Genomic DNA, 21,335 nt, shown 5'->3' on the forward strand with positions numbered 1-21,335 from the left:
CATGTGTGGCATCGCAGGCACGTACCGGTGGCCGGACGGGAAGATCGTCACCGACCGGCTCACCGAGACCCTCGCCCACCGCGGCCCGGACGGGGCCGGCCGCTACGGCCACCCTGCCGGTGACGGCGAAGTGCAGCTCGGGCACCGCCGGCTGTCCATCATCGACCTGTCCGAGACCGGCGCCCAGCCGATGGTCTCGGGCGGTCTCGCCCTGACGTACAACGGAGAGCTGTACAACGCGCCCGAGCTGCGCGCAGAACTCGAGGCCGCCGGGGTGCGCTTCCGCGGCACCTCCGACACCGAGGTGCTCCTGGAGGCGTGGCGGCGCTGGGGCACGGACTGTCTGCCCCGGCTGCGCGGCATGTTCGCGTTCGGCGTCTTCGACGAGCGGACCGGCGAGCTGGTGCTCGTCCGCGACCAGCTCGGCATCAAGCCGCTGTTCCTGCTCCGGCGCGGCGCGGGTCTGGCGTTCGCCTCCGAGCTCAAGGCGCTCGCCGGCGCGACCGGCGGATCGCTGGAGGTCGACCACGCGGCGCTGGTGGCCTCGCTGCTGTACTACTGGGTGCCCGACTCCCGCTGCGCGTTCCGTGAGGCGGAGAAGCTGCCGCCGGGAACCTGGCTGAAGTGCCGGCCCGACGGCAGCATCGAGCGGGGCCGGTTCTGGAACCTGAAGGACGTCGCCACCGAGGGCCGGGAGCGGGCTCTGGCCGGCGAGCGGCCGGACCTGGCCGCCGTCGTCGAGGAGTCGACCCGGCGCCACCTGCTCTCCGACGTGCCCGTCGCGACCTTCCTGTCCGGGGGCCTCGACTCCAGCTATCTGACCGCGCTGGCGGCCCGCCACCAGCCGGGGATCTCCGCCTACACGATCGGGTTCCGCGCCGAGGACGCCAGGTTCGAGGCGATGCCGGACGACCTGCGCTACGCCCGGCAGGTGGCCGAGCGGTTCGGCGTCGACCTGCACGAGATCGAGATCGCCCCGAACGTGCTCGACCTGCTGCCGCAGATGACGTACCACCTGGACGAGCCGATCGGCGACCCCGCCGCGATCAACACCTTCCTGATCTGCACGGCCGCCCGGGAGGCCGGGGTCAAGGTGATGCTCTCCGGGATGGGCGCCGACGAACTGTTCGCCGGGTACCGCAAGCACCTGGCCAACCTGCTCGCCCTGCGCTACCAGCGCGTCCCGCGGCCGCTTCGGCGCGGTGCCTCCGCGGCCGTGAACCGGCTGCCGGTCGCCACCTCCCGCCGGGGCCTGAGGTCGGTGCGCTTCGCCAAGCGGTTCCTGTCCTTCGCCGATCTGCCGGAGGAGACCGCGTTCCGGCGCAGCTACACCATGTACGACCAGGACGAGCTGCTCGCCCTGATCGATCCGGACCTCGCCGGGACGGTCGATGACGTGCTGACCGAACACGCGGACGTCTACGCGGACAACGAGCTCGACGACTTCGTCAACCGGATGTGCCTGGCCGACGGCCGGATGTTCCTGCCGGGCCTGAACCTCACGTACACGGACCGCTCCAGCATGGCCGCGTCGACCGAGGTGCGGGTTCCGTACGTGGACGTCGAGGTCGTCAAGGCGGCGTTCACCGTGCCCGGCGACCGCAAGATCGTCGGACGGCAGGGCAAGGCGGTCCTGAAGGAGGCGGCCACCTCGATCCTGCCCCGGGAGATCGTCTACCGGCCCAAGGGCCTGTTCAGCGCCCCGCTGCGCGCCTGGATGAGCCGGGATCTGGCGCCGCTGGTGCGCGAGGTGGTCAACGACGGCGAGCTCGTCCGCTCCGGTTTCCTGCGCCGCGACGCGCTGCAGCGGATGGTCGCCGAGGACGCCGCCGGGCAGCAGGACTTCTCCAAGCATCTGTGGCATGTGCTGACCCTCGAGTACTGGTATCGCGACGCGACCTCTGGGTCCGGCCAGAGCACTCGGCAAACGGCTTAGGAATCAGGGGAGTTCCGGTGAAACAGGTTGTACAGAACTACAAGAGCGGCGAGCTGGCGGTGCTCGACGTGCCGGTGCCGGGCTGCAAGCCGGGCGGTGTGCTGGTCCGCAGCGCCTTCTCGCTGATCTCCACGGGCACCGAGCTGATGAAGGTCTCCGAGGCCGGCATGTCGATGCTGGGCAAGGCCCGCTCCCGCCCCGACCAGGTGGCCAAGGTCATGCAGAGCGTGGCCACCAACGGCGTGCCCGCCACGTACCGCAAGGTGATGGGCAAGCTGGACTCCTACACACCGCTGGGCTACTCGCTGTGCGGGGTCGTCGAGCAGGTCGGCGCCGGCATCGACGACGTGAAGGTCGGCGACCTCGTGGCCTGCGCGGGCAACGAGCACGCGCTGCACGCCGAGCTGAACTGGGTGCCGAAGAACCTCTACTCCCCCGTCCCCGACGGCCTCGCGCCGCGGCACGCGGCCTTCGGCACCGTGGGGTCGATCGCCCTGCAGGGCGTCCGCCAGGGCGAGCCCCAGCTCGGCGAGGTGGCGCTGGTCATCGGTCTCGGGCTGATCGGGCAGCTGGTGGTGCAGCTGCTCACCGCCGCGGGGGTCCGCGTCGTCGGCGCCGATCCCGACCCGTCGCGCTGCGAACTCGCCGAGCGCCTGGGCGCGGCGGCCTGCGGCGACCCGGCGTCCACGGCCGTGGAGAACGCCGTCGCCGAACTCACCGACGGTCACGGCGTGGACCAGGTGTACCTGGCCGCGGGCGGCGGCAGCAACCAGCCCGTGGAGCTGGCCGCCAAGCTCTGCCGGGACCGCGGCCGGGTGATCGACATCGGCAAGTGCCGCCTGGACCTGCCGTGGAACGCGTACTACGAGAAGGAACTCGACGTCCGGTTCTCGCGCTCGTACGGACCCGGGCGCTACGACCCGTCGTACGAGCTGGAGGGGCGCGACTACCCGATCGGCTACGTGCGCTGGACCGAGCGCCGCAACCTGGCCTGCTTCCTCGACCTCCTCGCCCGCGGCCGCGTCGACGTGGAGCCCCTGATCTCCCACATCGCCGACTTCGACGACGCCGTCGAGACCTACCGGCGCCTGAAGGACGGCGAACTCAAGGCCGTGGCCGTGCTGTTCCGCTACCCCGAACTCACGGCGGAGGCGGAGGAAGAGGCTCAGCCGGCGGCCGTGTCGGTGGCAGTGCCCGCGGTGAAGGTGCAGCCCAGTCCGGCCCGGCTCGCCAAGTCGCCCGTGCGGCTCGCGTTCATCGGCGCGGGCAACTACGCGACGTCGATGCTGCTGCCGCATCTGGCGCAGCGCGAGGGCGTGGAATTGTCGACGGTCGTCACCACGACGGCGCTGTCCGCGGCCAACGCGCAGCGGAAGTTCGGCTTCGCCGAGGCGACCACCGACCTCGACGCGGTGCTCGACGACAAGTCCGTCGACGCGGTGTTCGTGGTCACCCGGCACAGCTCGCACGCCGAACTGACCCGCAAGGCACTCCTCGCCGGCAAGACCGTGTTCGTGGAGAAGCCCCTCGCCCTCAGCGAGGACGAGCTGGCCGGTGTGCTCGCGGCGGTGGAGGAGTCCGGCAACGACCGGCTGCAGGTGGGCTTCAACCGCCGGTTTTCGCCGCTGCTGCACGAGGCCAGGGAGCGCTTCGGCGCCCGGACCGGCCCTGCCAACCTCCGCTACCTGGTCAACGCCGGACGCCTCGACCACGGCAGCTGGTACCTCCAGCAGAGCTCCGAGGGCTCGCGGTTCGTGGGCGAGGGCGGGCACTTCGTCGACACGGCGAGCTGGCTGCTCGACGCCGACCCGGTGTCCGTGTACGCGACCGCCCCGTCCGGCAACGAGGACCTGCAGATCGTGCTGCGCTACCCGGACGGGTCCACCGCCACCATCAGCTATGTCACCTCCGGCCCGTCGGCCTTCCCGAAGGAGACGCTGGACCTGATCGCCGACGGGCGGGCGCTGCGGCTCGACGACTTCGTGCGTGCCTCTGTGTATTTCGACAAAAGCACGGCCGGGCAGAAGCGGTGGGTCAGTTCGCGGCTGCCCAAGGCCCGGGACAAGGGCCAGAACGCCGAACTGGCCGCGTTCGTCAAGGCCGTGCGCACCGGCGGCCCGATGCCGGTGCCGCTCGGGTCGCTGGTCGCCACCACGGCGGCCACCCTCGCGGTGCAGACCGCTCTGGCGAGCGGCGCCCCGGTGACGCTGGCGAGGGCGCTGTGACCATGAGCGCGGGCTGGTACCTGCGGCGGCTGTCCCGGATGGGACCGCAGGAGGTCGCGGGCCGGGTGGGCGACGCGGTGCGCCGACGGCGGTGGCGTGGAGCGCCGCCCGAGGGCCCGGGCGTCACCGGCGGGCGCTTCACCGCGGTCCTTCCGGCCGGGACGATCGCCGCTCTGCCTCCCGACGCCGTGAAGCGTCTCGTCGCGGACGCCGACCGGCTCATGGACGGGCACGCCGAGTTCTTCGGCGTGGTCCGCGACGACCTGACCGACCCGGACTGGTGGTTCGACCCCAAGACCGGGCGCCGGGCCCCCGCGGGCTACGCCTTCGACGTGCCGTATCGCAGCGAGGACGCGGTCGGGGACATCAAGCAGATCTGGGAGCCGTCCCGGCACCAGTACCTCACCCAGCTCGCCGCCGCCTACGCGGTCACCGGGGACGAGCGCTACGCCGAGCGGGTGGCCGCGCACCTGCGGTCCTGGTGGGAGGTCAACCCGCCGCTGCGGGGCGTCCACTGGATCAGCGGCATCGAGCTGGGCATCCGGCTGCTGTCCTGGGTGTGGATCCGCCGGCTGCTGGACGGCTGGTCCGGCGCGGCCGTGCTGTTCGAGGACAACCCGGTGGCGGTGCGACAGATCTGGCACCACCAGCGCTGGCTGGCCGCCTTCCCCAGCCGGGGGTCCTCGGCGAACAACCATGTCATCGCCGAGGCCGCCGGACAGTTCGCCGCCGCCTGCGCCTTCGACTGGTTCCCCGAGTCGGCACGGTGGCGGGCCGACGCGCTGCGGTCGCTGGACCGGCACCTGCGCGGCAACACCTACCTCTCCGGCATCAACCGGGAGCTGGCCACCGAGTACCACGGACTCGTCCTCGAACTCGGCCTGGCCGCCGTGGCGGAGGCGGACGCCGCCGGCGTACCGGTCCCCGCGTCGGTCCGCCTGGTGCTGCTGCGCATGACGGACGCGCTCGCCGCCATGGTGGACAACCGGCTCCGGCCGCCGCGTCAGGGCGACGCCGACGACGGGTACGGCCTGGTCGTGGACGGCGCGGGCACGGACCGCTGGGGCTCGCTGCTGGCCACCGGCGAAGCCGTGTTCGGCCGCCTCCCGTGGTGGCCGACGGTGACCGGCGCGGACGTCCGCACCCCGCTGCTGGCCGCGCTCGTCAAGCCGGCGGAACCGTCGGCGGGCCGCCCGGCGGAGCGGCCGGCGCACTTCGCGGACGCCGGCATGACGATCCTGCGCGGACCGGAGGAGATCTGGTGCCGCTGCGACGGTGGTCCGCACGGCTTCCTCTCCATCGCCGCGCACGCCCACGCCGACGCGCTGTCCGTGGAGGTCCGGCACGACGGTGTCGACGTGCTCGCCGACCCGGGGACGTACTGCTACCACGGGCAGCCCGAGTGGCGGCAGTACTTCCGCTCCACCCTCGGCCACAACACCCTGCAGCTGGACGGCGCCGACCAGTCCGTCTCCGGCGGACCGTTCCTGTGGACCCGGCACGCCGAGACCCGGGTCCTGAGCGTGGACACCTCCGGCGAGGACACGGCCGCCTGGTCCGCCGAGCACGACGGCTACGAGGGCTCCCTGCACCGCCGCCGGGTGGAACTGACGGCCGCGCGCCGGGAGTTGCGGGTGATCGACGAGGTCCAGGGCCCGCGCCGGGCCGTACGCCTGGCGTTCCACCTCGGCCCGGCGATCACCGCGGACCTGGAGGGGAACCGGGCACGGCTCAGCTGGACCAAGGACGGCGAGGACCGTTCCGCGGTGCTCGAGCTGCCCGGGCAGCTGACCTGGCAGGCGCACCGCGGTGAGACGGATCCCGTGCTGGGCTGGTACTCGGCCGGCTTCGGACGCAAGGAACCCGCCACCACCCTGGTCGGTTCCGGCTTCACCGACGGCACGGAGGGCTTCACCACCGTGCTCGGGTTCCGCGGCCAGGGGGGCGCGTGAGGATCAGGACGCGGCCCTGGGCACCGGCGGTGGCACCGCTGGTGCTGGCCCTGCTGCTGGTGAGCGGCTGTGACGGCACGCAGCACGCGACGCGTGAGAAGCCGACCGCCGCGCCCACCACGTCCGGGGCGCGGTCCCAGTCCGTGGCACGGGTCTGCGCCCATCCCGGGACCGGGCCGGCCAAGGCGCCGGCCGGAGCGGTGACGGTCGACCCCTCGGTGGTCGGCGACCTGGCGGCGAAGACCAAGAACAGTCCCCCGCACACCACGTTCTGGCTCCGGCCGGGCAGGCACCGGCTCGACCCGGACCGCTACGCCCAGGTCGTCCCCAAGGACGGGGACCGCTACCTCGGCGCGCCGGGCGCGGTGCTGGACGGCCGGAAGAAGAACCAGTACGCGTTCTCCGGTCCCGCCCGCGACGTCACCATCGGCTACCTGACCGTGCAGGGATTCGTCCCCCCGCAGAACGAGGGCGTGGTCAACCACGACTCCGCCGACGGCTGGGTGATCGAGCACTCGACGATCCAGAACAACTCCGGCGCCGGGCTGATGGCCGGTGCCCGCCAGCAGGTTCGCGCCAACTGCCTGCGCGACAACGGCCAGTACGGCATGAACGCGTACAAGGGGTCCGGCCGTATCACGGACCTGGTGGTCGAGGGCAACGAGATCGTGGGCAACAACACCGGCGACTGGGAGCGGCGGCAAAAGGGCTGCGGCTGCACCGGAGGCATCAAGTTCTGGGCGGTCGACGGGGCCGACGTGCGGGGCAACTGGGTCCACGACAACCGCGGAACGGGGTTGTGGGCGGACACCAACAACAACGACTTCCTCATCGAGAACAACGTGATCGAGGCCAACGACGGTGCCGCGCTGATCTACGAGATCAGCTACAACGCGATCATCCGCAACAACACGATCCGGCGGAACAACTGGGTCGAGGGCCGTGCGGCGGCCGACCGCGGCGACAACTTCCCGTACGCCACCGTCTACCTGTCGGAGTCCGGCGGCGAACCACGGATCAAGGCCCGCACCGACCAGATCGAGATCTACGGGAACGTGCTGGAGAACAACTGGTCCGGGATCACCCTGTGGGAGAACGCCGACCGGTTCTGCAACAGCCCCGCCAACACCTCCTCCGGCGACTGCACGCTGCTGGTGAAGAACACCAAGCGCTGCGTCCAGCCGGCGATCGCCAAGGCCCCGCTCTACTCCGACTGCCGGTGGAGGACCCAGCGGGTGAACATCCACAACAACCGCTTCGTGCTGGACAAGTCCGTCGTCAAGTGCACGGACAAGTGCGACCGCATGGCGGTGCTGTCCAACTACGGCACCTACCCCGACTGGTCGCCGTACAAGGGCGAGGCGGTGGCCGAGGCCATCACCACCAAGCAGCACAACCGCTGGCACGACAACGTCTACGTCGGCCCGTGGACGTTCGTCGCCTACGACCCGAGCCGGGTGCTCGAGCTCGGGCAGTGGCAGGGCACGCCGTACCGGCAGGACGCGGGCAGCACCTTCCGCGCCAAGGACGGTGGGTGAGATGGAGACGGAACGCACACCGAAGATCATCGGGACGGTCTGGGGACTGCTGATCCTCAACACCCTCGGCTCCGCCGGGGCGAAGACCATCATCCCGCTGCCCCGCTCCCTCATCCAGATGGTCACCATGGGCGCGCTGGTCGCCGCGTTCGTGCTGGCCCTCCTGGTCAACCCCCGGGTACGCATCAGGCCCAGTGCGTACGTGTTCGTGCTCACCCTCCTGCTGGCGACGAGCGTGATCTCCAGCGCGCATCTGGAGTCCGGTTTCGGCGCGCTGTTCCGGTGCTTCCGGCTGACTCTGTTCGTCGGCACGCTGTGGCTGCTCACTCGCTGGTGGGACGACGGCATGACGTTGGTCCGGCACCACATCCGCATGTACTTCGCGGTGCTCGCGTCGGTGGCCGCCGGTCTGGTCGTCTCACCGGGCGCGGCCCTGCCCGACCTCTACGGCGGGCGACTGGTCGGCGCGCTGTGGCCGCTCACCCCGCCGCAGATCGGCCAGTACGCGGCGGTGATCATCGGGCTGACCGTACTGCTCCTGATGGGCGGCCGGACGGACAGGAAGAGCGCGGCGCTGGTCATCGTGCCGTCACTGATCCTGCTCGGACTGACCCACACGCGTACCGCAACGCTCGGTCTGCTGGTCGGGCTGGCGCTGGCGATCGGCTCACTCCTGCTCACCAGCACCGCCGCCCGCCGCTTCTTCAGCTGGGCGGTGGTGATCGCCACGGTGGCCGCGGTGGGCTTCGCCTCCCTGCTCCAGACGTGGTTCCTGCGGGGTCAGAGCAAGGAGAACTTCTCCAGCCTCACCGGCCGGGCCAAGGTCTGGGACGCCCTGCTGGCGGCCCCCCGGACCACCGGGGAGCAGTTGTTCGGCGTGGGCCTGGGCGACAAGTCCTTCGGCGGACTGCCGATCGACGACAGCTGGCTGGCCGTCTACAACGAGCAGGGCCTGATCGGCGTCGGCCTTGTCGCGGTGTTCCTCGTCGTGCTGGGCGGCGTCGCGCTGCTGCGGCCCCCGTCGCTGCAGCGGGCCTGCGCGATCTTCCTGATCAGCTACTGCGCGCTCGCCTCGTACACCGAGGCCGGCCTGGGCGACGCCTCGCCCTATCTGCTGCATCTGGCCCTGGCGGCCTCGCTGTTGATGACCCCGGCCGAGGCCCCGTCCCTCGCGCTGCCGGAGGTCACCCGAGGACCCGTCCCGCGCCGGGACCGGAGAACGGAGGTGAGGTGAGCATGCACGTCCTCGTGGTGCACAACCGCTACGCCTCGGCGCAGCCGAGCGGCGAGAACAGGGTCGTCGACCAGGAGGTGGAGCTGCTGCGGGCGGCCGGCCACCGGGTCGAGGTGTTCGAGCGGCGCAGCGACGACATCGGCGCCATGTCCCTTCTCTCCAAGGTCGCGGTGCCGGTGCGGGTGCCGTGGAACCCGGCGGTCCGCACCGAACTGGCCTCCCGGCTGCGCGCCGAGCGCCCGGACGTCGTCCACGTCCACAACGTCTTCCCGCTGCTGTCGCCCGCGGTGCTCGCCGCCTGCGCCGACGCGGGCGTGCCCGCCGTCGCCACGCTGCACAACTACACCCAGATCTGCCCGCCCGGCACTCTGCAGCGGGACGGCAAGCCGTGCACCGAGTGCGTCGGGGCGACACCGCTGCCCGCCGTCCGCCACGGCTGCTATCGGGGCTCCCGGCTTGCGACGGTGCCGCTCGCGCTCAGCCTGTCGGTCAACCGGCGCCGGTGGTGGACCGGCGTGGAGCGCTTCCTCTGCATCTCCGCGGCGCAGCGCGAGGTCCTGGTGCGGGCCGGCATGCCGGCCGAGCGGCTGGCGGTGAAGCACAACTTCGTGCCGGACCCGGACGTACGCCGGACGGGCCCCGGGGAGCATCTGCTCTATCTGGGCCGGCTCGCGGAGGCCAAGGGCGTACGGCTGCTGATGGCCGCGTGGGACGAACTCGCGGCGGACGGCGGTGTGGGCGTGCCGCTCGTGATCGCCGGCACCGGGCCGCTGGAGGCGGAGGTGACCGCCTGGGCGGCGGGCCGCGACGACGTGCGCTGCGTCGGTCTGCTGGACCCGGCGGAGTGCCGGAAGGCCATCGCGCGCTCGGTCGCCGTGGTGGCCCCCTCGACGTGGTTGGAGGCGTTCGGCCTGGTGGTCGTCGAGGCGATGGCGGCCGGGGTCCCGGTCGTCGCCGCCGGTCACGGCGCCTTCGTCGAACTCGTCGACGACGGCGTGACGGGGCTGCTGCACAAGCCGGGCGAGTCCGCCTCGCTCGCGTCCGGCATTCGCCGGATCACGGCCGAACCGGCGCTGGACGCGGAGATGGGCCGCGCGGCCCGGCTCCGTTACGAACAGGGTTTCAGCCCGGCGGTCGGGCTGGAGCGCCTGCTGGAGGAATACCGCACCGCGATCGCGGGTCGGTCAGCACAGACTCGCGGCGGGGAGATCCGCGCGAGCAGGGGGGATGGGAACAGCCAATGACACGATGCCGACTGTGCGGCTCGGAGGCGACGGCCAGCGTCGTCGACCTCGGGGCGACGCCACCATGTGAGAGCTTCCTCTCCGCGGACCAACTGGACCAGCCCGAACCGGCCTACCCGCTGCATCTGCGGGTCTGCACCGACTGCTGGCTCGCGCAGATCCCGCCCCTGATCACGCCGGAGGAGACGTTCAAGGAGTACGCGTACTTCTCCTCGTACTCGACCTCCTGGGTGGAGCACGCGCGCAAATTCGTCGCGGGCGCCGTGGAGCGCCTCGGACTCGGCGACGACGCCTTCGTCGTCGAGGTCGCGAGCAACGACGGATATCTGCTGAGGCACGTAGTGGACCGTGGGATCCGCTGCCTGGGCATCGAGCCCTCGGTGAACGTCGGCGCCACGGCCCGTGAGTCGGGTGTGCCCACGCTCACGGAGTTCCTGAGCCCGGAGACCGGCGCGGCCGTCCGCGCCGAGCACGGTCCGGCGAACCTGGTCGTCGCCAACAACGTGTACGCGCACATCCCCGACGTGGTCGGCTTCACCCAGGGGCTGCGCGCCCTGGTGGCCGACGACGGCTGGGTCTCCATCGAGGTGCAGCACCTGCTGACCCTGATCGAGGAGAACCAGTACGACACGATCTACCACGAGCACTTCCAGTACTACACGGTCGCCTCCGCGATCCGGGCCCTGGCGAGCGGCGGACTCACGCTGGTGGACGTCGAGTTGCTGCCCACGCACGGCGGCTCCATCCGGCTGTGGGCGCGGCCCGACGAGGTGGCCGGCGAGCCCACGCAGCGGGTGGCCGACGTGCTGGCCCGGGAGAAGGCGGCCGGGCTGCAGGAGCTGTCGGGGTACACCGAGTTCTCCAACCGCGTGGCCAAGGTGCGCCGGGACCTGCTCAAGTTCCTCATCGAGGCGGCCGAGCGCGGCGAGACGGTCGTCGGCTACGGCGCCCCGGGCAAGGGCAACACCCTGCTCAACCACTGCGGCATCCGGCCCGACCTGCTCGCGTACACGGTCGACCGCAACCCCTACAAGCACGGCAGGTTCACCCCGGGCACCCGCATCCCGATCCTGCCGCCCGAGCAGATAGCCGTCGACAAGCCGGACTACGTGCTCGTCCTCCCCTGGAACCTGCGGGCCGAGCTGGTCGAGCAGCTGTCCTACGTCCACGACTGGGGTGGCCGGCTGGTCTTCCCCATCCCGGAACTGAGCGTTGTCGAGGTGACGTCATGAAGGTCGTTCTGTTCTGCGGCGGTTACGGGATGCGGATGCGCAACGGTGCCTCCGACGACGTGCCCAAGCCGATGGCGATGGTCGGTCCCAGACCGCTGATCTGGCATGTCATGCGCTACTACGCGCACTTCGGGCACACCGAGTTCATCCTGTGCCTCGGGTACGGGGCGGACCACATCAAGAAGTTCTTCCTCAACTACGAGGAGACCGCCTCCAACGACTTCGTGCTGCGCGGCGGGCACACGGAGCTGCTGTCCACCGACATCTCGGACTGGACGATCACCTTCGCGCAGACCGGCATCGAGTCGCCCATCGGCGAGCGGCTGCGCCGGGTGCGCCACCACCTCGACGGCGACGAGATGTTCCTCGCCAACTACGCAGACGTGCTCACCGACGCCCCGCTGGACGAGATGATCGACCGGTTCGCCGCCCGCGACGCCGGCGCGTCGATGATGGTGGTGCCGCCGCAGTCCTCGTTCCACTGCGTGGAGCTCGGCGAGGACGGCCTGGTGGGGGGCATCACCGCGGTGAGCGACCTGCCCCTGTGGGAGAACGGCGGCTATTTCGTGCTCCGTCAGGAGGTCTTCGACCACATACCGGAGAACGGTGACCTGGTCGCCGACGGATGCTCCCAGCTGGCCAAGCGCGGCCGGCTGGTGGCGCACCAGCACCGCGGCTTCTGGAAGCCGACCGACACCGTGAAGGAGCGCGCCGCGCTCGACGCCGCCTACGCCCGGGGCGACCGCCCGTGGGCCGTGTGGGAGCGGGACAGCGCCGGGATGAGCGCGTGATCGGGCTCGGGGCCGGGCGGCCGGAGCGGATCGTCGCGGTGGGCGCCCACTGCGACGACATCGCCATCGGCGCCGGCGGCACGCTGCTGACGCTGTGCCGTGCGCGCCCGGGCATCCGCGTAGACGCGCTGGTGCTCTCCGGCGGCGGCGGCGAGCGCGAGCAGGAGGAGCGGGCCGCCCTGGCCGCGTTCTGCCCGGACGCCGACCTCAGGCTGACCGTGCACAAGCTGCCGGACGGCCGGCTGCCCGCGCACTGGGAGGAGGCCAAGGCCGCCGTCGAGGAACTGCGCGAGCAGACCGACCCGGACCTGATCCTGGCCCCGCGCACCGACGACGCCCACCAGGACCACCGCGGTCTGGCGCAGCTGATCCCCACCGCCTTCCGCGACCACCTGGTCCTCGGCTACGAGATCGTCAAGTGGGACGGCGACCTCGGCCGGATGGCGGCGTACCAGCCGCTGTCCGTGGAGATCGCCGAGGAGAAGGTGCGGCTGCTGCAGGAGCACTACGCCTCGCAGCGGCACCGGCCCTGGTACGACCGGGAGGCCTTCCTCGGCCTCGCGCGGATCCGCGGCATCGAATGCCACGAGCGATACGCCGAAGCGTTCGCCGTCACCAAACTCACGCTCAACCTTGGGGGTTGAACCATGCGCGTACTGCTGACCGGACACCAGGGCTACCTGGGAACCGTCATGGCCCCTGTCCTCGCCGCCGCCGGGCACGAGGTCGTCGGCCTCGACTCCGGTCTGTTCGCCGACTGCGTGCTGGGCCCGAAGCCCGCCGACCCGCAGGGGCACCGGGTGGACCTGCGCGACGTCACGGCCGAGCACGTGGCCGGCGTCGACGCCGTGATCCACCTGGCCGCGCTCTCCAACGATCCCCTGGGATCGCTGGCGCCGGAACTGACCTACGACATCAACCACCACGCCTCCGTCCACCTGGCCCGACTGGCCCGTGAGGCGGGAGTGCGGCGCTTCCTGTACGCGTCGACCTGCTCGGTCTACGGTGCCGCCGGCGGCGAGGACCTGGTGGGCGAGGACGCTCCCCTGCGGCCGGTGACGCCGTACGCGGAGTCCAAGGTGCGGGTCGAGGACGACCTGCACGAACTCGCCGACGACGACTTCACCCCGGTGTACATGCGCAACGCCACGGCCTTCGGCTTCTCGCCCCGGCTGCGTGCCGACATCGTGCTGAACAATCTGGTCGGCCACGCGCTGCTGTCCGGCGAGGTGCTGGTGATGTCCGACGGCACGCCCTGGCGCCCGCTGGTGCACGCCGCCGACATCGCCCGGGCCTTCACGGCCGCGCTGACCGCGCCGCGCGAGGCGGTGCACGACCGCGCGTTCAACATCGGCAGCGAGACCAACAACGTCACCGTCGCCGAGATCGCCGGGCAGGTCGCCGAGGCGGTGCCCGGCTCCGAGGTGGTGATCACCGGCGAGACCGGCGCCGACCCGCGCTCCTACCGGGTGGACTTCTCCCGGTTCCGCGCCGCGATCCCCGGCTTCGACTGCGAGTGGACGGTGAAGCGGGGCGCGCTGGAACTCGCCGACGCCTACCGCGCGCACGGTCTGACCCAGGAGGCCTTCCAGCGGCGCTTCACCCGCCTCGCCGTGCTGCGCGCGGCCTCCGACGCCGGCACGGTCGACGACACCCTGCGGTGGCGCCGGTGACCACGTCTGTGGAAAGAGGTGCCGGCGAGGAGATGTACGCCCTGGTGGAGCGGCTGTACCCGCTCTGCCGGAGCATCACCGGCGACGGCGTGCGCGCCACCCTGGACATCGTCGGCGAGTACATCCCGCTCGACGTGCACGAGGTGCCGACCGGAACCCAGGTGCTCGACTGGACGGTGCCGCAGGAGTGGAACATCCGGGACGCCTACATAGCCGACCCGGACGGCAACCGGGTCGTCGACTTCGCCGCGTCCAGCCTCCACGTGCTCGGCTACAGCGTGCCGGTGGCGAGGACCATGCCGCTGTCGGAGCTGCGCGCGCATCTGCACACACTGCCGGACCAGCCGTCCTGGGTGCCGTACCGCACCAGCTACTACAAGCCGGACTGGGGGTTCTGCCTGGCCCAGGAGACCCTGGACGCGATGCCGGACGGCGAGTACGAGGTGCGCATCGACTCCACGCTCGCCGACGGCCATCTCACCTACGCCGAGCACGTGGTGCCCGGTCAGGTCGCAGACGAGGTGATCGTCTCCTGTCACGTCTGCCATCCGGCGCTGGCCAACGACAACATGGCCGGCGTGGCGGTGGCGACGTTCCTGGCGCGGGAGCTGGCGCGGGAAACGCCGTACTACACCTACCGGTTCATCTTCGCGCCCGGCACCATCGGCGCGATCACCTGGCTGGCCCGCAACGCCGAACGGGTCGAGCGGGTCAAGCACGGCCTGGTGCTGGCCTGCGCCGGTGACCCGGGCTCGCTCACGTACAAGCAGAGCAGGCGCGGTGACGCGGAGATCGACCGGGCGTTGCGGTACGTACTGACCGCCTCCGAACGGCCGCACCGCGTCACGGAGTTCACCCCGTACGGCTACGACGAGCGGCAGTACTGCTCGCCCGGGTTCAACCTCGGCGTCGGCTCGCTCACCCGGACCCCGTACGCGGGCTATCCCGAGTACCACACCTCGGCGGACAACCTGGACTTCGTCTCCCCGGAGGCGATGGCGGACACCCTCGCGGTCTGCCGTGAGGCGTTCGCCGTCCTGGACCGCAACCGGCGCTACCTCAACCTCAGCCCCTACGGCGAACCGCAGTTGGGACGGCGGGGGCTGTACGACACGCTCGGCGGGCGCAGCGACACCAAGCAGGCCCAGATGGCCATGCTCTGGGTGCTCAGCCTCTCCGACGGCGAGCACGGTCTGCTCGACGTCGCCGAGCGGTCCGGGCTGCCGTTCGACACCGTCGCCGCCGCGGCCGGCGCCCTGCACGAGGCAGGGCTGATCAAGACATGACGTGGATGCCCGTCGAGGGGGAGAATCCGCAGACAGTGGCGCCACGCGCCGGGTCCGCCAGGCGGGCCCTCGTCGGCCGGCTGTCCTGGGGCCTTGCCGACCAGGCGGCCTCGAGCATCAGCAACTTCGCGGTGGGCATCTACGTGGCGCGCTCGCTGGGGGTGACCGCGTTCGGCGTGTTCAGCCTCGCCTGGGTGACCTACGGCGTGGTGCTGAACGTCTCGCGCGGTCTGTCCACCGACCCGCTCGTCGTGCGCTTCAGCGGTGTGCCGGAGGCGTCCTGGCGTGGGGCGGTGGCCCGGTCGACCGGTACCGCGCTCGGCGTCGGTACCTCCATCGGCGCGCTGTCCCTGGTGGTCGGGCTGGCTCTCGGCGGCCGGCTGGGGACCGCCTTCGCCTGCCTGGGCGTCATGCTGCCGGGACTGCTGCTGCAGGACGCCTGGCGGTTCGCGTTCTTCGCCGCGGGCAACGGGCAAAAGGCCTTCGTCAACGACGTCGTGTGGTGCGTGGCGCTCGTCCCGGCGATGGTGGCGGCGGCCCATGCGGACACCGTGGGCGCCTTCGTGCTGGCCTGGGGCGCGTCCGCCGCGGTGGCCGCCGCGTACGGCTGCCTCCAGTCCGGCATCCGGCCCCGGATGACCGAGGCACGCGGGTGGCTGCGCGAGCAGCGCGATCTCGGCTACCGGTACCTGGTCGAGAACGTCAGCCTCAGCGGCGCCAGCCAACTGCGGGCCTACGGGCTCGGTGCGATCGTCGGGGTCGGCGCGGTGGGCGCGGTGCGGGGCGCCGAGCTGCTGATGGGCCCCTTCCTCGCCGTACTGATGGGACTGTCGCTGGTCACCGTCCCGGAGGCGGCACGGGTGCTGCGGCAGTCCCCGCACCGTCTGCGCACGTTCTGTCTCCTGTTGGGCGGCGGACAGGCCGTCGCCGCGCTGCTGTGGGGCGGCTCGTTGCTGCTGCTGCCGAACAGGCTCGGCGACCTGGTGCTCGGCAGCGTCTGGCACTCCTCCTCGCATCTCATCGTGCCGATCACCTTCAGCGTCGCGGGCGCGGGCCTCGGCACCGGCGCGGCGGCCGGGCTGCGCGCCCTCGGCGCCGCCCGGCGCAGCCTGCGCTCCCAGCTGTTCGCCTCCGTCTGCTACGTCAGCGGCGGACTCGGCGGGGCCGCCCTCGCCGGCACGGTCGGCTCGGCCTGGGGCGTCGCCGCGGCGACCGTCAGCGGCTCGGCAGTGTGGTGGCTGCAGCTGCGGTCCGCCCTGCGCGAGCGCCGTCACGACTCCGTTCCCGAAGTGAGGACCTCATGACCGACCGCCCCAGACTGAGCATCGGGCTGCCCGTCTACAACGGCGAGGAGTACCTGGCCGAGTCGCTCGACGCGCTGCTCGGCCAGACCTACGAGGACTTCGAGCTGGTCATCTCCGACAACGCCTCGACCGACGGGACCGAGGAGATCTGCCGCAAGTACGTCGCGCAGGACTCGCGCATCCGCTACATCCGGCTGCCCAGGAACGTCGGCGCCACCCCGAACCACAACTACGTGTTCACCGAGTGCCGCGGTGAGCTGTTCAAGTGGGCCTCGCACGACGACCTCTACGCCCGGGACCTGCTGCGGGCCTGCGTCGAGGCGCTGGACGAGCGGCCGGACGTGATCCTCGCCCACGCCGACCAGGCGGTCATCGACGGCGACGGCCAGGTGAAGGTCCCCTACGAGTACACGCTCGACACCGGCTCACCGCACGCGCCGGACCGCTTCCGCAGCATGCTGTTCGAGCCCGGCGGCGACGACTTCTACGGCGTGATCCGGGCCGACGCGCTGCGCCGGGTGAAGCCCATGGACAGCTACCACCACGCGGACCGCACCTTCGTCGCCGAGATCGCCCTGCACGGGCGCTTCCACCAGGTTCCGGAACTGCTGTACTTCCGCCGCGACCACCCCACCCGCGCCGAGCGGGCCAACCCCTCCAAGCGCTCCCGGTGCGTCAACCTGGACCCGCGCCGGGCGGGCCTGCTGCACCCGACGCCCCGGCTGCTCGCCGAGTACGTCTGGGGCTTCGTCTCGGCGGTCCACCGGGCGCCGCTGTCCCCGGCCGACCGGCGCGAGTGCTACCGCCACCTGGCCGCCTGGATGACCAGCCGGGTCCGGCCGGGCGCCGGTGAGCGGGTCGAGGACCGCGCCCCGGTCGACCCGGCCAAGCTGACCGTCTCCGTGGACGACCTCGTCGCCGGCCGTGAGGGGAGGCGGGCATGACATCCGCGGACGAGACCCCGGTGCGCGTGGGGGTGTTCGGCCTGCTCGGCTCCGGCAACCTCGGCAACGACGGGTCGCTGGAAGCCGTACTCGGCTACCTCCGCACCGAGCATCCGGACGCGAGCGTGGACGCGCTGTGCGGCGGACCCGAGGCGGTGACCGCCAAGTTCGGGATCCCCGCGACGCGGCTGCACTGGAACCGCGCGGAGTACCGGACCGCGTCCCGTGCGAGCGCGATCGTGTCGAAGGGACTCGGCAAACTCGTCGACGCCTACCGCACCGCCGCCTGGGTGCGCCGGCACGACGTGGTCATCGTGCCGGGCATGGGCGTCCTGGAGGCCACCCTGCCGCTGCGGCCGTGGGGCTTCCCGTACTCGCTGTTCCTGCTCTGCGCGAGCGGACGGCTGCTGGGCACCCGGGTCGCACTGGTCAGCGTCGGCGCCGCCGGGATCAAGAGCCGGCCGACCCGGGCCCTGGTGCGCTGGTCGGCACGGCTCGCCGCGTACCGGTCCTACCGGGACGAGCAGTCCCGCGACGCGATGCGCGCGATGGGCGTGGACACCTCGCGCGACGAGGTCTACCCCGACCTCGCGTTCTCCCTGCCGGCACCACCATCGAGCGCGCCCACCGGCACGCCGGGTCCGGTCTGCCTCGGCGTCATGGACTTCCACGGCGGCAACGACGACCGCGCCCGGTCCGAGGAGATATACCGGCGCTACCTCGACGGGACGATCACGTTCGTCCGCGCACTCGTCGAGGAGGGCAGACCGGTCCGGCTCCTCACCGGCGACCAGTGCGATCTGTCGGTGGTCGCGGCGATCCTCGACGCCGTCGGCTCACCGCTGGTCACCGCGGCCGAACCCGCCTCCCTGGCCGACCTGATGAAGGAGATGGCGGCCGCCGACACCGTGGTGGCCGCCCGCTACCACAACCTGATCTGCGCGCTGAAGACCGGAACGCCCGTGCTCGCCCTGTGCTATGCGACCAAGAGCAACGCGCTCATGGACCGGATGGGCCTCGGCACGTACTGCCACCCGGCGCGCGAGGTCGACGCCGACCGGCTGCTCGAGCAGTTCCGGGACCTGGAGAAGCATGCGGCGGAGGTACGGCGGACCCTCACCGACCGCAACCGGGTCACCGCGCAGCAACTCGCCGAGCAGTTCACCGCCCTGACGAAGACCCTGTTCCCCGCAAGAACCCGCGCCCACGCCCTGCGGAAGGCCTCATGAGAGCGACCGAAGTCCCCGAGATCGCCGGGGCATACCTGTTCGAGCCGACGCCCTACGCCGACGAACGCGGCTTCTTCTGCCGCACGTTCGACGCCGAGGTGGTCCGCTCGGTGGGCCTCGACCCGAACGCCTTCGTCCAGGACAGCGTCTCCCGCTCGGTCCGGGGCGTGCTGCGCGGCCTGCACCTGCGATCCGGCGCCGGCGAGGCCAAGCTGGTGCGGTGCTCGTACGGGCAGATCTTCGATGTCGTCGTGGACCTGCGGCCCGACTCGCCGACGTACCTCGGCCGGGCCTTTTTCGAGCTGTCCGGTGAGACGCAGAAGACCGTTTACATCCCTGCGGGATGCGCTCACGGCTTCCAGGCTCTTACCGAAATCGCAGACACCTCTTACCGTATCGACCGAGAGCACGATCCCTCCGAGGACGTGACGATCGCCTTCGACGACCCGGAACTCGCCATTCCCTGGCCCCTGCCGGTCACGTCGACGTCCCCACGGGACCGGGAGGCACCGAGCCTCGCCGAGGTCCTGAAGCACATGGAAGGGTGAAGCCGGCTTGGACACCGAACACACCGAGCAGACCGCCGAGTTCGAACTGCCCCGGTCGCGGACGGCCAACGAGCGACTGCACGCCGTGATCCCCGGCGGCGCGCACACCTATGCCAAGGGCGACGACCAGTACCCCGAGGACCTGGCCCCGGTCATCAGCCACGGCCGCGGTGCCCATGTGTGGGACGTCGACGGCAACCGCTACGTCGAGTACGGCTCCGGCCTGCGCTCGGTCAGCCTCGGCCACGCCCACCCCCGTGTGGTCGAGGCGGTGCGGCGTGAGATCGACCGCGGCAGCAACTTCGTCCGGCCGTCCGTCGTGGAGCTCGAGGCCGCGGAACGCTTCCTGGCCACGGTGCCCACCGCGGAGATGGTGAAGTTCGCGAAGAACGGCTCCGACGCCACCACCGCCGCGGTCCGCCTCGCCCGCGCCGCCACCGGACGCCCCCGGGTGGCCATCTGCGCCGACCATCCCTTCTTCTCCGTCGACGACTGGTTCATCGGCACCACGCCGATGTCCGCCGGCATTCCCGCCGAGACCAACGAACTCACCGTGACGTTCCCCTACGGCGACCTCACCGCCACGGAGGAGCTGCTCAACCGGTACGAGGGCGAGGTCGCCTGTCTGATCCTCGAACCCGCCGCCCACACCGAGCCGCCGCCCGGGTACCTCGCCGGCCTGCGCGAGCTGGCCCACCGGCACGGCTGTGTCCTGGTCTTCGACGAGATGATCACCGGCTTCCGCTGGTCCGAGGCCGGTGCCCAGGGCCTGTACGGCGTCGTCCCCGACCTCTCCACCTTCGGCAAGGCGCTGGGCAACGGGTTCGCCGTCTCCGCGCTGGCCGGACGCCGCGAGCTGATGGAGCGGGGCGGGCTGCGTCACTCCGGCGAGCGCGTCTTCCTGCTGTCCACCACGCACGGCGCCGAGACGCACTCCCTGGCGGCCGCGATGGCCGTGCAGACCGTCTACGCCGAAGAGGGCGTCACCGACCGGCTGCACGCCCTCGGCGAGCGGCTGGCCGCGGGTGTCCGCGAGGCCACGGTCGGCATGGGCGTCGAGGAGCACGTCGTCGTCCGGGGCCGGGCCAGCAACCTGGTCTTCGCCACCCTCGACGGGAACGGCCGGCCGTCGCAGGAGTACCGCACCCTGTTCCTGCGCCGGCTCCTCGCGGGCGGGGTGCTGGCCCCGTCGTTCGTGGTGAGCAGCGCGCTCAGCGACGAGGACATCGAGCACACCGTCGACGTGGTGGCCCAGGCATGTGCGGTGTACCGCAAGGCACTGGACGCCGGCGACCCGAGCCCCTGGCTGGGCGGACGACCGGTGAAGCCCGTCTTCCGCCGCCTCGCGTGAGGTGAGGTGACGTCAGCGAGGCTCCCGCCGACCGGTGTCCGCCATCCGCTCCACCGGACGGTCGGCCGGCCGGTCGGCGAACCGGTCGACCAGCCACGCGGCCGCCGGGATCACCGCCAGCGCGGTGCACCAGCCGCCGAGGGCGTCGGTCGGGTAGTGCGCGCCCAGGGCCACCTCCGCCCACCCCATGACCGCGCCGCCGACCAGGGAAGCGGCGAGCACGAGTGACATGCCGGCCGTCCTGCCGAGGCCGAGCCGGCCGGTCGCGAGCAGCGCCAGAACCAGGGCGAGCGCGGTGAAGAAGGTGGTGTGCCCGCTCGGGTAGGACAGGTTGCCGGGGCCGTGGATGGTGCGCCCCACCACGTGCTTGAGCAGGGTCGTCGTCCCCACGGCCACGACGGCACCGACGACGAAGAGCGCCGCCGCGCGGGGACGCCGCAGCAGCAGACAGCACACCACGATGGCCGCGACCAGCATCGTCGATCCGGCCGGCTCCCCCAGGAAGTCCAGGACCAGGGCGACGCGCCGCCAGGGCCCCTGGACGCTGTCCTGCGTCGGCAGGACGAACCACCTGTCCACCCTGCCGGGCTCGCTGTGCCCGGCGAACAGGACCCCGAGCGCACCGACCACCACGGCGGCCACGACCGCGACCGCCCCGAGCCACGCGCGCAGCGAGTGAGGCAGCACCGCGGGCTCCGACCGGCCGGTCACCCGCCCCTCCGGCAGCTGCGACGCATCTCCCCCGCCTCCCGTCCCCCTGGTCAAAGGCACCGGAATCAGACTCTATGTCACCCCCTGCCAAGCCCAGGTAAACGGATCCCCCACGGCACTCCAGGCTCCCCGGGCCG

17 protein-coding genes are annotated in these 21,335 nt (G+C 71.7%); 16 read left to right on the plus strand and 1 reads right to left on the minus strand.

Annotated elements, in window-relative coordinates:
* The first annotated feature begins 1 nt into the window (after position 1).
* Genes asnB through ABZ453_RS24740 form a run of 16 tightly spaced genes read left to right on the plus strand, consistent with a single transcriptional unit; the run spans position 2 to position 20,487 of the window.
* Complete coding sequence (gene asnB, locus ABZ453_RS24665; protein ID WP_359017732.1) at positions 2 to 1,936, plus strand: asparagine synthase (glutamine-hydrolyzing); 1,935 nt, start codon at positions 2 to 4, stop codon at positions 1,934 to 1,936.
* Between the two features lie 17 nt (positions 1,937 to 1,953).
* Positions 1,954 to 4,161 carry a bi-domain-containing oxidoreductase gene (locus tag ABZ453_RS24670; protein ID WP_359017734.1) on the plus strand — a complete coding sequence of 736 codons (2,208 nt, stop codon included), beginning with the start codon at positions 1,954 to 1,956 and terminating at the stop codon, positions 4,159 to 4,161.
* On the plus strand, positions 4,158 to 6,113 hold the full coding sequence (locus ABZ453_RS24675) for an alginate lyase family protein (RefSeq protein WP_359017736.1): 1,956 nt from the start codon (positions 4,158 to 4,160) through the stop codon (positions 6,111 to 6,113). The genes ABZ453_RS24670 and ABZ453_RS24675 overlap by 4 nt, the downstream gene beginning before the upstream one ends.
* Positions 6,110 to 7,651 (plus strand): right-handed parallel beta-helix repeat-containing protein, encoded by a 1,542-nt coding sequence (locus ABZ453_RS24680; protein ID WP_359017738.1) that lies wholly within the window; start codon positions 6,110 to 6,112, stop codon positions 7,649 to 7,651. The genes ABZ453_RS24675 and ABZ453_RS24680 overlap by 4 nt, the downstream gene beginning before the upstream one ends.
* Before the next feature lies 1 nt (position 7,652).
* Positions 7,653 to 8,885 (plus strand): O-antigen ligase domain-containing protein, encoded by a 1,233-nt coding sequence (locus ABZ453_RS24685; RefSeq protein WP_359017740.1) that lies wholly within the window; start codon positions 7,653 to 7,655, stop codon positions 8,883 to 8,885.
* A 2-nt stretch (positions 8,886 to 8,887) separates the two neighbouring features.
* Positions 8,888 to 10,129 carry a glycosyltransferase gene (locus ABZ453_RS24690; RefSeq protein WP_359017794.1) on the plus strand — a complete coding sequence of 414 codons (1,242 nt, stop codon included), beginning with the start codon at positions 8,888 to 8,890 and terminating at the stop codon, positions 10,127 to 10,129.
* Positions 10,126 to 11,361 (plus strand): class I SAM-dependent methyltransferase, encoded by a 1,236-nt coding sequence (locus tag ABZ453_RS24695; protein WP_359017742.1) that lies wholly within the window; start codon positions 10,126 to 10,128, stop codon positions 11,359 to 11,361. Before ABZ453_RS24690 ends, ABZ453_RS24695 begins: the two co-directional genes overlap by 4 nt.
* A complete protein-coding gene (locus ABZ453_RS24700; RefSeq protein ID WP_359017744.1) occupies positions 11,358 to 12,152 on the plus strand; it encodes a glucose-1-phosphate cytidylyltransferase in 795 nt (264 codons plus the stop codon). Before ABZ453_RS24695 ends, ABZ453_RS24700 begins: the two co-directional genes overlap by 4 nt.
* Positions 12,149 to 12,796 carry a PIG-L family deacetylase gene (locus ABZ453_RS24705; RefSeq protein WP_359017746.1) on the plus strand — a complete coding sequence of 216 codons (648 nt, stop codon included), beginning with the start codon at positions 12,149 to 12,151 and terminating at the stop codon, positions 12,794 to 12,796. The genes ABZ453_RS24700 and ABZ453_RS24705 overlap by 4 nt, the downstream gene beginning before the upstream one ends.
* A gap of 3 nt (positions 12,797 to 12,799) precedes the next feature.
* Positions 12,800 to 13,825, plus strand: coding sequence for an SDR family oxidoreductase (locus ABZ453_RS24710; RefSeq protein WP_359017748.1), 1,026 nt, complete (start codon positions 12,800 to 12,802; stop codon positions 13,823 to 13,825).
* A 32-nt stretch (positions 13,826 to 13,857) separates the two neighbouring features.
* A complete protein-coding gene (locus tag ABZ453_RS24715; protein WP_359017796.1) occupies positions 13,858 to 15,111 on the plus strand; it encodes a DUF4910 domain-containing protein in 1,254 nt (417 codons plus the stop codon).
* Positions 15,108 to 16,415 carry a hypothetical protein gene (locus ABZ453_RS24720; protein ID WP_359017750.1) on the plus strand — a complete coding sequence of 436 codons (1,308 nt, stop codon included), beginning with the start codon at positions 15,108 to 15,110 and terminating at the stop codon, positions 16,413 to 16,415. The genes ABZ453_RS24715 and ABZ453_RS24720 overlap by 4 nt, the downstream gene beginning before the upstream one ends.
* Complete coding sequence (locus ABZ453_RS24725; protein WP_359017752.1) at positions 16,412 to 17,359, plus strand: glycosyltransferase family 2 protein; 948 nt, start codon at positions 16,412 to 16,414, stop codon at positions 17,357 to 17,359. Before ABZ453_RS24720 ends, ABZ453_RS24725 begins: the two co-directional genes overlap by 4 nt.
* Positions 17,356 to 18,588 (plus strand): polysaccharide pyruvyl transferase family protein, encoded by a 1,233-nt coding sequence (locus ABZ453_RS24730; protein ID WP_359017754.1) that lies wholly within the window; start codon positions 17,356 to 17,358, stop codon positions 18,586 to 18,588. Before ABZ453_RS24725 ends, ABZ453_RS24730 begins: the two co-directional genes overlap by 4 nt.
* Entirely contained in the window at positions 18,585 to 19,136 is a 552-nt protein-coding gene (rfbC, locus tag ABZ453_RS24735; RefSeq protein WP_359017756.1) for a dTDP-4-dehydrorhamnose 3,5-epimerase, read from the plus strand. Before ABZ453_RS24730 ends, rfbC begins: the two co-directional genes overlap by 4 nt.
* A gap of 7 nt (positions 19,137 to 19,143) precedes the next feature.
* Positions 19,144 to 20,487: a glutamate-1-semialdehyde 2,1-aminomutase gene (locus ABZ453_RS24740; RefSeq protein ID WP_359017758.1), complete on the plus strand. Its 1,344-nt coding sequence runs from the start codon at positions 19,144 to 19,146 to the stop codon at positions 20,485 to 20,487.
* Positions 20,488 to 20,499: 12 nt separating this feature from the next.
* Here ABZ453_RS24740 and ABZ453_RS24745 read toward each other — a convergent pair whose 3' ends face one another.
* Positions 20,500 to 21,198 carry a phosphatase PAP2 family protein gene (locus tag ABZ453_RS24745; RefSeq protein WP_359017760.1) on the minus strand — a complete coding sequence of 233 codons (699 nt, stop codon included), beginning with the start codon at positions 21,196 to 21,198 and terminating at the stop codon, positions 20,500 to 20,502.
* Positions 21,199 to 21,335 lie beyond the last annotated feature (137 nt).

This window comes from Streptomyces sp. NPDC005799 (genome assembly GCF_040630525.1).
Classification (GTDB): domain Bacteria; phylum Actinomycetota; class Actinomycetes; order Streptomycetales; family Streptomycetaceae; genus Streptomyces; species Streptomyces griseorubiginosus_B.